The 14,786-nt window shown below is 43.4% G+C and carries 10 protein-coding genes and 2 rRNA genes; 5 read left to right on the top strand and 7 right to left on the bottom strand.

The genetic code is table 11. The features are described 5' to 3' along the window. Window positions 1-131: 131 nt before the first annotated feature. Window positions 132-1,679 carry a serine hydrolase gene (locus tag H1R16_RS09680; protein WP_181886738.1) on the top strand — a complete coding sequence of 516 codons (1,548 nt, stop codon included), beginning with the start codon at window positions 132-134 and terminating at the stop codon, window positions 1,677-1,679. A gap of 60 nt (window positions 1,680-1,739) precedes the next feature. Here the strand turns inward: H1R16_RS09680 and murI are convergent, their stop codons facing one another. From murI to H1R16_RS09655, 5 genes are all read right to left on the bottom strand, one after another. After that, window positions 1,740-2,570 (bottom strand): glutamate racemase, encoded by an 831-nt coding sequence (murI, locus tag H1R16_RS09675; protein WP_181886739.1) that lies wholly within the window; start codon window positions 2,568-2,570, stop codon window positions 1,740-1,742. A 75-nt stretch (window positions 2,571-2,645) separates the two neighbouring features. Beyond that, complete coding sequence (gene hemW / locus H1R16_RS09670) at window positions 2,646-3,770, bottom strand: radical SAM family heme chaperone HemW (protein WP_181886740.1); 1,125 nt, start codon at window positions 3,768-3,770, stop codon at window positions 2,646-2,648. 50 nt (window positions 3,771-3,820) lie between these two features. After that, window positions 3,821-4,768, bottom strand: coding sequence for a PorP/SprF family type IX secretion system membrane protein (locus tag H1R16_RS09665; protein WP_181886741.1), 948 nt, complete (start codon window positions 4,766-4,768; stop codon window positions 3,821-3,823). Window positions 4,769-4,819: 51 nt separating this feature from the next. Continuing rightward, window positions 4,820-5,878, bottom strand: a complete 1,059-nt coding sequence (locus H1R16_RS09660; protein ID WP_181886742.1) for an RluA family pseudouridine synthase — start codon at window positions 5,876-5,878, stop codon at window positions 4,820-4,822. A 51-nt stretch (window positions 5,879-5,929) separates the two neighbouring features. Continuing rightward, on the bottom strand, window positions 5,930-6,994 hold the full coding sequence (locus tag H1R16_RS09655; protein WP_181886743.1) for a PASTA domain-containing protein: 1,065 nt from the start codon (window positions 6,992-6,994) through the stop codon (window positions 5,930-5,932). A 173-nt stretch (window positions 6,995-7,167) separates the two neighbouring features. Between H1R16_RS09655 and H1R16_RS09650 the strand changes: the two genes are divergently transcribed. The 4 genes from H1R16_RS09650 to H1R16_RS09635 all read left to right on the top strand — a co-directional run bounded on the left by H1R16_RS09650 (window position 7,168) and on the right by H1R16_RS09635 (window position 11,180). Further along, window positions 7,168-8,160: a D-alanine--D-alanine ligase gene (locus H1R16_RS09650; RefSeq protein WP_181886744.1), complete on the top strand. Its 993-nt coding sequence runs from the start codon at window positions 7,168-7,170 to the stop codon at window positions 8,158-8,160. 2 nt (window positions 8,161-8,162) lie between these two features. Beyond that, a complete protein-coding gene (gene coaD, locus H1R16_RS09645; protein WP_181886745.1) occupies window positions 8,163-8,624 on the top strand; it encodes a pantetheine-phosphate adenylyltransferase in 462 nt (153 codons plus the stop codon). Between the two features lie 23 nt (window positions 8,625-8,647). Beyond that, the gene (locus H1R16_RS09640) at window positions 8,648-9,280 is read left to right on the top strand and encodes a trimeric intracellular cation channel family protein (protein ID WP_181886804.1); all 633 of its coding nucleotides are present in this window, start codon (window positions 8,648-8,650) and stop codon (window positions 9,278-9,280) included. Window positions 9,281-9,551: 271 nt separating this feature from the next. After that, window positions 9,552-11,180, top strand: coding sequence for an acyl-CoA carboxylase subunit beta (locus H1R16_RS09635; protein ID WP_181886746.1), 1,629 nt, complete (start codon window positions 9,552-9,554; stop codon window positions 11,178-11,180). A gap of 458 nt (window positions 11,181-11,638) precedes the next feature. On the opposite strand, the gene rrf is transcribed toward H1R16_RS09635, so the two are convergent. Both rrf and H1R16_RS09625 read right to left on the bottom strand, forming a co-directional pair. Beyond that, window positions 11,639-11,746, bottom strand: a 5S ribosomal RNA gene (rrf, locus tag H1R16_RS09630). A 184-nt stretch (window positions 11,747-11,930) separates the two neighbouring features. Beyond that, window positions 11,931-14,699, bottom strand: a 23S ribosomal RNA gene (locus H1R16_RS09625). Between the last annotated feature and the right edge of the window lie 87 nt (window positions 14,700-14,786).

The raw sequence follows: 14,786 nt of genomic DNA, 5'->3' as shown, positions 1-14,786 counted from the left end.
AAAAAATGCTAATAGTGCCAGGTTGCTGTTGAAATAATAACATAACCCTGGACATACCTATTGGCTGTAACATTAATTTTGGTTGATTTGAATGTTCAAGAATTCCTTTATCTTTGAGAAAATTATTATCAATGAAGAAGAACTTTTCCTTTCTGCTTATCCTACTTTCCCTACTCTCCTTTGGGCAGGTGGAAGAAAAAAAACTGGATGAACTCATTCAAAATACTCTAAAGACTTTCGATGTACCCGGAATGTCTGTCGGAATCATAAAAGATGGTAAAATAGTTTACGCCAAAGGTTTCGGTGTTAGCTCACTTGCTACCGGCAAGTCAATGGACCAGAATACGCTGGTGGGCATTGCCTCCAATTCCAAGGGATTTACCGGCACGGCACTCGCCATCCTGGCAGATGAGGGCAAACTGAACTGGGATGATAAAGTAACCAAATACATCCCGGAATTCCAGATGTACGATCCCTATCTTACCCAGGAGGTTACAATAAAAGACCTTGTTACCCACCGCACCGGACTGGGGCTTGGCCAGGGCGACCTTATGTTCTTCCCGGAAGGTGGAAACCTTACAGTAAAGGATATAGTGCATAACGTAAGGTATCTGAAACCAGAAAACCGTTTCCGATCCACGCTGGACTATAATAATATAATGTTCATTGTTGCCGGAGAGGTAATCACCCGTATTTCGGGCCTGACGTGGGCAGAATTCATTGAACAGAGAATCCTGAAGCCAGTGGGGATGAATGCCAGCTACGGATCCTATAGCCGCGCTAAAAAGGCAGGTGTATCAAATATTATTGATGCCCACGCACCGGTGGACGGTAAAGCAGTTATGGTTCCGCATGACTGGAACGAGACCGCTAATGCTGCCGGCGGTATCATCAGCAACATAACAGATATGATGACGTGGGCCGATTTCCTAATGAACGGCTTCACCACCAAAGACGGTAAAAAACTGGTTTCGGATAAGCAGATACAGCAACTGTGGAATCTTCAGATCTCAACACCTGTAGCGCTTAAGAACACCTATAATTCCAATTTTGCAGGATATGGCTTGGGATGGTTCCTTACAGATGTAAAGGGTCATAAGCAGGTGTATCATACCGGTGGACTGATAGGTACAGTAACTCAGTTTACGCTGATTCCCGATTTGAAACTGGGTATTGTGGTACTAACCAACCAACAGAGCGGCGCCGCCTTCAGTACCATTACGAATACCGTGAAGGATTCTTACCTGGGAATGCCCGACCAGAACTGGCTGAAAATGCATGGAGACCGTATGGCGAAATACAATGCGGACATAGAAAAAGGTAAGAAAGAGGTATTTGCAAAATCAGAAGCCTTTGCAAAGCAGAAAAACCAGCAAATCAAACCCGAACAGATTACAGGCACCTATAATGACAAATGGTTTGGTGATGTAAACCTCAGTCACGACGGAAAGACATTCAGAATTGTTTGTCAGAACTCGCCACGCCTTAAAGGTGAACTGATCCCTTATACTCCGAATGTGATGATCGTGAAGTGGGACGACCGAAGTTATGACGCCGACGCCTTTATGAACTTCAACCTGGACGAAAACGGCAAAGCACAGAGTGCAACACTGAAACCAATTTCCGACATTACAGACTTCAGTTTCGACTTTGAAGACCTGGACTTGAAAAAGAAATAATAACTTTTAAACCGGAAAAAAATAAGCGGGGAGATGTGTAAACATTTCCCCGCTTATCATTTAAAGCACTTTTAGTTCAAGCTTAATTGAATTACCAAAGATTTTTTTGGAGATCTTCTCAAAATTCTTAGTCAGATCAGATACGAAAAACTCGTAGACGGGAGTACCGTTATTACTGTTCAGCAACTCGTGTTTATCCAGAATATGCTTCAGTTGTGTGGCTACAATACTTGGTGAATCAATGACCCGAACGCGGTTGCCATAAAACTGCTTTATTTCGGCCATTAGGAGCGGATAATGCGTGCAGCCCAGGATTAGGGTCTCTATGTTTTTAAGTTTACTGTTGCTTAGATAGTTATAAATAATGGCATTGGTAATAGGATGGTTCCTGAATCCCTCTTCAATAGCAGGAACCAGCAGCGGAGTTGCCAGTTCATCCACTTTAATATATTTATTATGCTTGCGGATACTTTTACGGTAAAGACCGGAACTTACAGTAGCTTTGGTGGCTATAACGCCCACGTTATTATGTATTTCATAAGCAACTTTCTCGGCAACAGGATGGATGACATCGATCACCGGAATCTTTCCGTCCACCCGTTCCAAAACCTGGTTCAGAGCATTGGCTGTGGCCGTATTGCAGGCCACCACAATGGCTTTGCAGTTATTCTGAAGCAGGAAGTCTGTGATTTTTGTTGAATATCCAATGATGGCCTCGCGGGATTTATCGCCATACGGCAGATGCTTGGTATCACCAAAATAAATGAGGTTTTCATGCGGAAGCATGCGCTTTATTTCACGTGCAACCGTAAGCCCTCCAACGCCTGAATCAAAAATTCCAATTGGCTGACCGGCCTCAAGATGGGAGTAGTCCTCTTTCTGCTTTTTCAAGGTTGATGGGTATTTTGATGCAAAAATAGCGATTTTTTGAACGTATAAAGAGACTGCCAGACCAACAGTTTAACATTATATAATAAAAAGATCAGAGGCGATGCCGTCGGCCATAAACCAGTGTTCTTCCGGAATAACGAGACGGTTATCTTTAACCCGCAAAATTCCTTCGTTGATTTTACTTTCAACGTCGAGACTAAATCGGTGTACTATTTCCGGATTGAAACTATCATTAAGTTTCTTCATGTCTACTCCCCACACAGTGCGGAGTCCGATCATGAGCAACTCATTGAAGCGGTCCTTTTCCTTTAGTATCTCAGATTCCGCCGGCAAACGAGCTGCCTCAAGATTCTTTACATAAAGCGCATTGTTTGCAATGTTCCAGCTCCTCCGACTGCCGCCATCATAGGAATGCGCAGAAGGACCTATACCTAAATAAGGTTCGTATTGCCAGTAAGCGGCATTATGTCGTGAATGAAATCCGGGTTTGGCAAAATTGGAAATCTCATAATGTTCAAATCCATTATTTTTCAGGAAATCACACATATAGTAGAACTCCTCGTTCTGCTCCTCTTCTGCAGGTGCAGTGATTTTTTGAGTTCTGACCCAATTTTCCAGCGCGGTCTTAGGCTCCACAGTTAACGCATAAGACGAGATATGCGGAACTTCAAGCGCCACCGCACGATTCAGATTTTCCTTCCACATCACAAGGCTGGAAGTGGGCGATCCGTAAATCAGATCAATACTAATATTTTCAAAACCAAAATCCTGGGCGCGTTTTATGGAAGCATCTGCTTCAGATGCATTATGCGCTCTGTTCATGAGCTTCAGGTCCTCATCAAAGAAACTTTGGGTACCGACAGACAGTCTGTTAACCGGTGTTGAGGCCAGTTCTTTAACAAAAGCAGCGTCAAGGTCATCCGGATTAGTTTCAAGGGTAATCTCAATATCATCCGCAAAGGAATAATATTTCAGGATTTCATCAAATAATCCTTTAATCTCATCCCCGGTAAGGACGGAGGGTGTGCCGCCACCAAAATAGAGTGATTTAAGCGTTTTGTTCTCCAGTTCATCTTTCCGGAGGCGCAGTTCTTTTTTGAGGGCTTGCAGCATATCATCTTTGCCACGAAAAGAGGTGGAAAAGTGAAAATTACAGTAACTGCACTTTTGTTTGCAGAATGGTATATGGAGGTATATCATAAAAAAAAGCTCCGTTTACCGGAGCTCCAAAATATTGTAATCGTAGTTTATTAATATCTGTAACCTCTTACGTTAATGAAGTTATCGAAGTTATAGCCCAAGCCGATCATGAAACTGTTTCCACCGTACTCTGCGATATCCGAAAGTCCGATGTTATAGGTAGCCCCAATCATAATTTTATTCAGGTTCACTTTTACAACCGGCGCAATACTTAAAGTCTGGTTATCAAATCTGTTCTGTACATATCTGAAACTTGCTCCGGCAGAGAATCTGTTGAAATCTGTAGCTACGGTACCCATTAGGTTACCGTCCAGCATAAGAGAGGAATTGGTATCCAGCTTCATAAGCGCGGAAGGAGTAATGATAATTCCGTCCGTAATTTCCCAATCGTAACCCAAATTCAAAAATATCTTAATTGGAGAAGGCTCGTAATTGTTTACGATAGCTTCATCATTGCTTAGTGCAATATCATTAACGGATGCACCTGCAAAAATATTTTTATACGTTGCGGCAAGACCGAAATTGGCATACATCATAAAGATGCTGTTTTCTCCGGAAAGCAATGGATCGTTAGGGCTGTCTGTATTAAGCTTCGTATAATCGAAATTCATATTATACGCTGTAACACTTGTACCGAAGGAAAATTGGTCTTTCCTGGTACCTTCGTCACTGATTGGAATAAAATAGGACGCACCCAAAGTAATACCGCCTGCGCTGATAGGACCATTCTGATCTCTGAAAACAGAAAGACCGGCACCCACCCTGTCGAAAATATTGGCATGCAGACCTACAGACTGCACATTAGGTGACTCGCTGAAAGAGGAATACTGTTTTTGATAGTTCGCGTTTACGTGCACATCGTCCGTTTTACCGTATTGGGCCGGATTAAAAAGAAAATCACCGTCTAACAGATATTGCTGATAATAAGGTAATGTTTCCTGTGCCTGGTACGCGCCGGAAAATAAGGCGAAACAAACAACAGCATATAGTTTTCTCATAACAAATCAAGATTTCAGTTGAACAAATATAGAAAATTTATTGGGATATTTTTATTTTTCTAAATAATTTCTCCATTTTTTTACAGCGGCGTCCATATCGGCAGGCATAGGACTTTCAAAGTACATTTCCTTTTTTGTTACAGGATGAACAAAGCCAAGAGTATGCGCATGCAGGGCATGTCTGGGAAGAATTTCGAACATATTATTAATGAACTGCTTATATTTAGGAAGATTCTGACCACGTAAAGGAATATGTCCTTCGTAGCGCTCATCATTAAAGAGCGTATGGCCAATGTGCTTAAAGTGGGCGCGGATCTGGTGCGTGCGTCCCGTTTCCAGCTTGCACTCAATCCAGGTCATATAGCGAAACCTTTCCAGCACCTTATAATGTGATACTGCATGTTTACCCTGGCTGCCATCCTCATAAACAGTCATCTGCATCCTGTTTTTTGGATGCCTGCCTATATGCCCGGTAATAGTACCCTGATCTTCTTCTACATTACCCCAGACAAAAGCCCAATACAGCCTTTTGGTCTTGCGGTCGAAAAACTGTTTGGCCAGAAAACTCAGTGCATATTCGTTTTTTGCGACAACCAGCAAGCCGGAGGTATCTTTATCAATTCTGTGAACAAGACCCACCCGATCCAAATCCGACTTAATGCCGTTCTTTTCAAAATGAAAGGCTAATGCATTAATCAATGTACCGTCCCAGTTACCGTGACCGGGATGCACAACCATTCCTGGTGCTTTGTCTATAACCACTAAATCATCATCCTCATAGATGATATTGAGAGGAATGTCCTGCGGAGTTAGGATGTTCTGGCGCGGCGGACGCGCCAAAAGAACCGATATTTCATCTCCGGGTCTTACCTTGTAGTTTTGTTTAACTACAGTCCCGTTTACAACTACATTTCCTGCGCGGCAGGTTTGGGAAATTTTATTTCTGGAGGAATTCTGACGGAAATTGAGGAGGTACTTGTCAATACGCAATGGCTCTTGTCCGCGGTCTACTTTTAAGCTGAGATGCTCAAAAAGTCCCGTGTTTTCGCCGTTATCAACCTCGGATTCCGGTAAGTCATCTACAAATAATTCTTCGTTATCCTCTAACATACATGTTTATTACAGGCTTCATAAGAAAGATGAGACCTAAGTAATTCAGCACTATTCCACCACTTTTTTTGCTTTCGGTTTCTCTGCGGATTTCGCAGGCACACTTGCGGCAGGTTTCTCACCGGTAGGATTGGTTTTTGGTGTTGCAGTTCCTGAACTGTTTACAGATTTCTTTACGGGATTTCCTGAAGTAGTATTAGCAGTTGCAGCTGGTGCTACTGGCTTCTGGTCCACCGGATCTTTGTCTGGTGTTTCAAATTTAGGTTCCTGATAAACGGGGACTTCTTCATAACGTACAGGTGGCAAGGTAGTATCTATCTTCACCCTGTACATGGAATTGAGTTGAGAAATCTTTGCGGTCATTTCTGCCGGGGTTTTCTTGCTTGCCCATAGGTCTACCTGCATTCCCTGATCACGCAGGTCGCCCCCTGCCGGATCCTGATAATATACGATATCAGTATCATCACCTTTACCATCGTCATACTCAACGAGACCAATCTCAAAAAGATTATTTGCTACAATGGCCTTGGCCTGAGCTACTGTAAGACCTACAAGATTTGGTATAGCTATATTTCTTTTTGGTCCTGCACCTATCACAAGATCAATTGTAGAAAAACGCGGTAACTGGCTGCCAGGTTTGATTGCAATACCGTTATGAAGCATCCGGATTACCGCATCCCTTTGGATACTTGGTTCAAATATGGTATCGCCGACTTTAAGACCAACCTGCTCCAGACGCCGGAACGCCAGACCTTTGTAACGGTCCAGAATGTCTGGGATAGTCACCTTACCCCAGGTACGTGGATTCACGCGCACTTCAATGATACGGCCATTCTTGACGCGGGATCCAGGCTTAGGAAACATATTAAGCACCTGAAAAGGTTTGTATTTCGGATCAAATGTTCCACTGTCAACTTTATACTCAAGACCTTGGTCGTCCAGCGTTTTTATAGCCTCATGCACGGATTTATTCATTACATTAGGCACAGGAATTTCTTTACCGTGATTAGTATGCAGTTCCAACCAGCGAAAGGTTAGCCATACCAGGCCGATAAAAATTACTGCGGCCAGCACAAGATTTACCAGTACCTTCCAATGGAAAAGTGATTTCAGCATGGTTTATTTAACTTTAAATGTAGCGGCAAATATAAATAATAATTTTAGAATGCTTCCGGGTATCGGCCTGTATATTCCTTTGGTTCACGCAGTTTATATTACTTATTTTGCGGCTCTCTGCCTACAAATAAACTATTTCAGTAAATTTGCGTCTTTACTTTGTGAATTTAGTTATGAATAAGAAAAATGTGGCCGTTGTAATGGGCGGTTATTCCGATGAATACATAGTTTCCCTGAAAAGCGGACAGCTGATTTATGAATCTCTGGACCGTGAACTGTATAATGTGTACAAAGTGATAATCTTAAAGGATCAGTGGTACTTTTTAGATGACCACGATGCAAAGGTAGAAATCAATAAGTCGGATTTCAGCGTAGATTTGGACAGTGGTTACAAAGTAAAATTTGATGTCTGTTTCAATATTATCCATGGCAGGCCGGGCGAAAACGGTGAGCTGCAGGCATACTGGGATATCATTGGACAGCGTTATACAGGTTGCAGTTTCTATCAGAGTGCGCTTACATTCAACAAGAAAGATACGCTGGCCGTTCTGGGTAAGTACGGAATACCTTCAGCAAAAAGCATTTACCTGAGGAAAGGAGAAAAAACCGACAACACCTCAATTGTGGAGCAACTTGGTTTGCCCTGCTTTGTGAAACCTAACCAAAGTGGTTCCTCTCTGGGAATTTCCAAAGTGAAAGATATTTCAGAATTTGATAAGGCTTTTGAACTCGCTTTCGAACAGGACGAAGAAATCCTGATCGAAACAGCGCTGGACGGCATGGAAGTATCTGTAGGCGTCGTAGATTTTGAAGGTCACACCATCGTTTTGGGAATTACAGAAATAGTTCCGCAGAAGGAATTCTTTGATTATGAGGCAAAATACGAAGGAGCCTCTGAAGAAATAACTCCTGCCAGGCTGGATGACACTACACGGGTCAAAGTTGAGGAAATCGCTGTGAAAGCATATGAGTCTTTAGGTATGAGCGGTTTTTCCCGCAGTGAATTCATTATTATGGATGGTGTACCTTATATGTTGGAAATGAATACCAACCCTGGTTTCTCTCCGGCATCCATCCTCCCACAACAGGCAAAAATATACGGAATCTCCATTCAGCAGCTCTGCGGCAATGAAGTGGAAAAAGCCCTTAATAAAAAAAGCAGTTAAATATGAGAACAGCAGTATTCCCGGGTTCATTTGATCCTATAACTTTAGGTCATTTTGATATTGTAGAACGTGCAGCGCCACTATTCGACAAAATAATCATTGCCATAGGACAAAATTCCCAAAAAAAATATATGTTTTCTCTGGAACAGAGGATGGATTTTATTAAAAGAACATTCAGCGACTTTCCAAATGTGGAGGTTGACCATTTTGAAGGGCTTACTGTTGATTACTGCAAAAGTAAAAATGTAAGCTTTATTCTGCGTGGACTTAGGAATCCAGCCGATTTTGAATTTGAAAAAGCCATAGCACAGACCAACCGTGAACTTACAAAAGACCGTAAGATTGAAACAATTTTCCTTCTTACATCCTCCGGAAAATCTTTTATCAGCAGCAGTATCGTGAGGGAGATTATTACCTTCAGGGGAGACTACAAACTTCTGGTTCCTCCCGCAGTCCGAATATAAGCATCATATACAGCCTCTTGGATATCACTCATAACTTCAATTTTGCTATCGAGATCATTGGAACAATGGCTTTCGCGATGTCTGGTGCCTTTGCCGCTATGCAAAAGAGGTTCGATCCTTTTGGCGTACTCATCATCGCCTTCGTAACTTCAGTTGGAGGCGGAACAGTGCGCGACCTTCTTTTAGGCATTCCGGTTTTCTGGATGCATGACATTTTTATATGTGGAGTAATTTTCCTGGCAGCGGTACTGGCATTCATTGTTAAATATTTTGACAAGAAATTTAAAGTAACACTATTCCTATTTGATAGCCTGGGACTGGGACTTTTTACCACTATCGGAATCCAGAAAGGCCTGGATGCGCAGCTGCATCCTGTAATCTGTGTAACACTGGGCACAATAACCGGCTGTTTCGGTGGTATAATCCGGGATACCCTGCTTAACAGAATCCCCCTTATCTTCAGAAAAGAAATATATGCTACGGCATGTATTTTGGGTGGAGGAATGTTTCTGCTGATGCTAACGTTCACATCTCTTTCATTCACCTATATCCAGATTTTTACAATACTACTTATTGTATGCATCAGAACTTTGGCTGTGAAATACCATTGGCAAATGCCTAAATTCTACACGAACAGCAACGATGGCGAAATGTAAGTAATAATTGAAAATCCCGGAAATAATTAAACTTCCGGGATCCTCAATTAATAAACTATTAAAAAAATAAACTAGGGATTGTAACTGTAACCTTCGCAGGCCTCCAGTTAAAAACTTAAACGCAAAAACTGTGCTATTATTGTCACTATTTCAAAAGGATTATGTTAAATATTTTTAACATATTACCCTCAACATCAGACATTTATTACGTTAAGCCCCCGTAAAGCATTTTTGCGTGAAAATGGCTACCTTTAAAGACCGAAAAATTTATATGGATTTAGAATTTAATAAACGCGAAGATCAAAACAAACTAAAACTTTCTGAAATAAACCGTCTGTTTTCCGAAATTAAAAAAGGTGGCGGGGATAAGCGTCTTGATAAAATGCGGCAGGAGGGTAAAATGACCGCACGTGAGCGAATTGATTATCTGCTTGATAAAGATAAGGACTCCATAGAGATCGGAGGATTTGCCGGTTATGAGATGTATGAAGAGCACGGAGGATGCCCGAGCGGAGGAGTTATTGTGGTAATGGGTTATGTATCAGGAAAACAGTGTCTTGTTGTAGCAAATGATGCCACTGTAAAGGCTGGTGCATGGTTTCCCATTACAGCGAAGAAAAATCTGCGTGCACAGGAAATATCCATTGAAAACCGATTGCCTATCATCTATCTGGTCGATTCTGCAGGAGTGTATCTCCCGATGCAGGATGAAATTTTCCCGGATAAAGAACATTTCGGTCGGATTTTCCGCAATAATGCGAAGATGAGTGCCATGGGAATCATCCAGATTTCGGCTGTTATGGGAAGTTGTGTAGCGGGTGGCGCCTATTTGCCAATTATGAGTGATGAAGCCATGATCGTGGATAAAAGCGGTTCTATATTTTTGGCGGGAAGTTATCTTGTTAAAGCCGCTATAGGCGAAAACATAGACAATGAAACACTTGGCGGCGCTACAACGCACTGTGAAATATCTGGAGTGACGGATTACAAGGCTAAGGATGATGCCGATGCTCTGAACCGTATTAAGAATATCATGAAATCGGTTGGTTCATACGAAAAAGCGGGGTTCAACCGAATCGAAAGTGCTTATCCTAAAGAGAAGATTGAGAATATTTTCGGAATCATGCCTTCGTCAAGGACAGAGCAGTATGATACAGCCGATATCATAAAATGCCTGGTAGATAATTCCGAATTCGAGGAATATAAACCCGATTATGGGAAGACCATTATCTGCGCTACTGCCAGGGTAAACGGCTGGAGTGTTGGTATTGTGGCCAATCAGCGTAAACTGGTAAAAAGCGGCAAGGGTGAAATGCAGTTCGGTGGGGTAATATATTCTGATTCTGCAGATAAGGCTACCCGTTTTATTGCTAACTGCAACCAGCGTAAAATTCCGCTGATTTTCCTGCAGGATGTCACAGGATTTATGGTAGGCTCCAAATCTGAACATGGTGGAATCATAAAAGACGGAGCTAAAATGGTTAATGCTGTTGCCAACTCAGTGGTTCCCAAATTCACAATAATCACCGGAAACTCTTACGGCGCAGGAAACTATGCGATGTGCGGAAAAGCTTATGACCCACGACTTATTGTTGCATGGCCTTGGGCAGATTTGGCAGTAATGGGCGGTTCACAGGCTGCAAAAGTTCTGGCACAGATACAGGAATCTACTTTAAAAAAACAGGGTAAAGAAATCACTGAAGAAGAACATCAGGAAATACTTGATACAATATCAAAACGCTACAAAAAGCAAACTGAACCCACTTATGCAGCGGCAAGACTGTGGACTGATGCGATAATAGATCCAACAGATACCCGTAAATGGATTTCAATGGGAATTGAGGCCGCAGATCATGCACCAATAACGGAGAAATTCAATCTGGGCGTTATTCAGGTATAATGGTAAGCCCGTTTAAATTAAAGCCACTCTCTACCAGAGTGGTTTTTTTGTGCAGACTTGATTAGTTTTTGGTGATTGGCGACTGGTGATTGGTTGAGCATTCAGCGGTTAGCGATCCGTGGATAGCTTTTGGCTTCAAGCTATAAGCTTCAAGCTGTATGCACACCTGACAGGCTGTTGGCAAACTTGTGAGCAATAGCTGCAGTTTCTAAGTTCTCGCATCAAATAGCTGATGTCTGCAGCCTTTGTTGCTGGTGAATGGTGATTGGTGACTGGTGATGGGTGATTGGTGACTGGTTAGTTTGACCTATAGCTGCAGTTTCTAATTTCTAACTTCTAACTTCTAACTTCTAACATCTAACCTCTCATATCTGAAGTCTAGGTTCATGGTTCTGGCTCTTTCTTCTCTCCAAAACAAAAAAAATCCTTCACTCTTACGAATGAAGGATTTAAAAAAAAACTGGCGGCGACCTACTCTCCCGCGTTAGCAGTACCATCGGCGCTAGAGGGCTTAACTTCTGTGTTCGGAATGGGAACAGGTGAGCCCCTCTGCTAAAACCACCCTAAAGGTTGTTTTGTACAAAAGGTTGTACAGTATATGTATTTTAAATAAGATTGGAGATGGATAGATTTGAGACACGAGACATTAGTCTCTTATCTCTTGTCTTTAAACCTTCTGTCTGATTTAAAAAATCGATAAAAACGTTCACAAAGAGATAACCGTGCTGCACCTACGGTTGCGCCTAATTAGGCTATAAATCTACGGGTAATTAGTACTACTCGGCTATGCCATTACTGACTTTACACCTATAGCCTATCAACGTGGTCATCTCCCACGACCCTTAAAAGATGTCTCATCTTGAGGCAGGTTTCGCACTTATATGCTTTCAGTGCTTATCCTTTCCAAACGTAGCTACTCTGCGGTGCGCCTGGCGGCACAACAGATACACCAGAGGTTTGTTCAAGTCGGTCCTCTCGTACTAAACTCAAGCCCTCTCAAACATCTAACGCCCGCAATAGATAGAGACCGAACTGTCTCACGACGTTCTGAACCCAGCTCGCGTGCCACTTTAATGGGCGAACAGCCCAACCCTTGGGACCTTCTCCAGCCCCAGGATGTGACGAGCCGACATCGAGGTGCCGAACCTCCCCGTCGATGTGAGCTCTTGGGGGAGACTAGCCTGTTATCCCCGGAGTACCTTTTATCCTATGAGCGATGGCCCTTCCATACGGAACCACCGGATCACTATGTCCTGCTTTCGCACCTGATCGACTTGTAGGTCTCACAGTCAAGCACCCTTATGCCATTACACTCTACGCACGGTTACCAAGCGTGCTGAGGGTACCTTTGAAAGCCTCCGTTACTCTTTTGGAGGCGACCACCCCAGTCAAACTACCCACCACGCAGTGTCCTCGATTGCTCGAGTTAGGCTCCAAATAAACAAAGGGTGGTATTTCAACGTTGACTCCACCAACACTGGCGTGCCGGCTTCAAAGTCTCCCACCTATCCTACACATTGTTTATTCAAAGTCAATACGAAGTTATAGTAAAGGTTCACAGGGTCTTTTCGTCCCATTGCGGGTAATCGGCATCTTCACCGATACTACAATTTCACAGAGCTCATGGTTGAGACAGTGCCCAGATCGTTACACCATTCGTGCAGGTCGGAACTTACCCGACAAGGAATTTCGCTACCTTAGGACCGTTATAGTTACGGCCGCCGTTTACTGGGGCTTCAGTCAATGCCTTCGGTTTAACCCTAAGCACCTTCCTTAACCTTCCAGCACCGGGCAGGTGTCAGACCCTATACAGCATCTTTCGATTTAGCAGAGTCCTGTGTTTTTGATAAACAGTCGCCTGGGCCTCTTCACTGCGGCCAGCATTGCTGCTGGCGTCTCTTCTTCCGAAGTTACGAGACTATTTTGCCTAGTTCCTTAACCATGATTCACTCTAGCACCTTAGGATTCTCTCCTCGACTACCTGTGTCGGTTTTGGTACGGGTTGCTTCACTTCGGCTTTTCTTGGAATCTATTTCCCTGCAGCAGCTTCGCCCGAAGGCTAGGCCTTGACTATTCCGTCAGTCTCCAGCAAGTACGTAAATCCGTCCCCTTTTTAATGTGAGCAAGTTAGGGAATATTAACCCTATGTCCATCCACTACCCCTTTCGGGTTCGCGTTAGGTCCCGACTAACCCTCAGCTGATTAGCATGGCTGAGGAAACCTTAGTCTTTCGGTGAGCGGGTTTCTCGCCCGCTTTATCGTTACTTATGCCTACATTTTCTTTTCTATCCGCTCCACAATACCTCACAGTACTGCTTCAGCGCAAATAGAATGCTCTCCTACCAGATGTATCCCTAGGATACAAATCCATAGCTTCGGTAATATGCTTATGCCCGATTATTATCCATGCCGGACCGCTCGACTAGTGAGCTGTTACGCACTCTTTAAATGAATGGCTGCTTCCAAGCCAACATCCTAGCTGTCAATGCAGTCCAACCGCGTTATTTCAACTTAGCATATATTTTGGGACCTTAGCTGTTGGTCTGGGTTCTTTCCCTCTCGGACATGGACCTTAGCACCCATGCCCTCACTGCCGACGAACATTTATTAGCATTCGGAGTTTGTCAGGAATTGGTAGGATTTGACTCCCCCGCATCCAATCAGTAGCTCTACCTCTAATAAACTTAACATCGACGCTGCACCTAAATGCATTTCGGAGAGTACGAGCTATCTCCCAGTTTGATTGGCCTTTCACCCCTACCCACAAGTCATCCGAAGACTTTTCAACGTCAACCGGTTCGGTCCTCCACTTTGTGTTACCAAAGCTTCAACCTGCCCATGGGTAGATCACAAGGTTTCGCGTCTAATCCTACTAACTATGCGCCCTATTCAGACTCGCTTTCGCTCCGGCTCCGGACCTGAAGTCCTTAACCTCGCTAGTAAAATTAACTCGTAGGCTCATTATGCAAAAGGCACGCCGTCACCCAACTTGTGGGCTCCGACCGCTTGTAGGCGTACGGTTTCAGGTTCTCTTTCACCCTTCTATTCGAAGTGCTTTTCACCTTTCCTTCACAGTACTTGTTCACTATCGGTCTTTCAGGAGTATTTAGCCTTGGAGGATGGTCCCCCCATATTCAGACAGGATTTCACGTGTCCCGCCCTACTCATTTATCATCAAAATATGCCTTTCATATACCGGGCTGTCACCGTCTATGGCCGTTCTTTCCAAAACGTTCTATTAAACATATAAAGACTTTTGGGCTAATCCGCTTTCGCTCGCCACTACTTACGGAATCTCTTCGATTTCTTTTCCTCCGGGTACTTAGATGTTTCAGTTCTCCGGGTTTGCTTCTCGTTGTAAACAACGAGATGACTGGTCTTCTACCAGCCGGGTTGCCCCATTCGGACATCTCGGGATCAATTCGTGTGTGCCAATCCCCCGAGCTTTTCGCAGCTTACCACGTCCTTCTTCGCCTCTGAAAGCCTAGGCATCCGCCATACGCCCTTAACGATTTCTTTCCTAATATTTTTATTAGTTCAGTATTTTTAATAACAGCACAACCGTGCTGCCTTTTATTTTGTAAACTTTCACACCCGCAGGTGCTC

It is taken from the genome of Marnyiella aurantia (assembly GCF_014041915.1).
GTDB classification, from domain to species: domain Bacteria; phylum Bacteroidota; class Bacteroidia; order Flavobacteriales; family Weeksellaceae; genus Marnyiella; species Marnyiella aurantia.
This window is presented reverse-complemented; position numbering and strand designations above follow the sequence as displayed.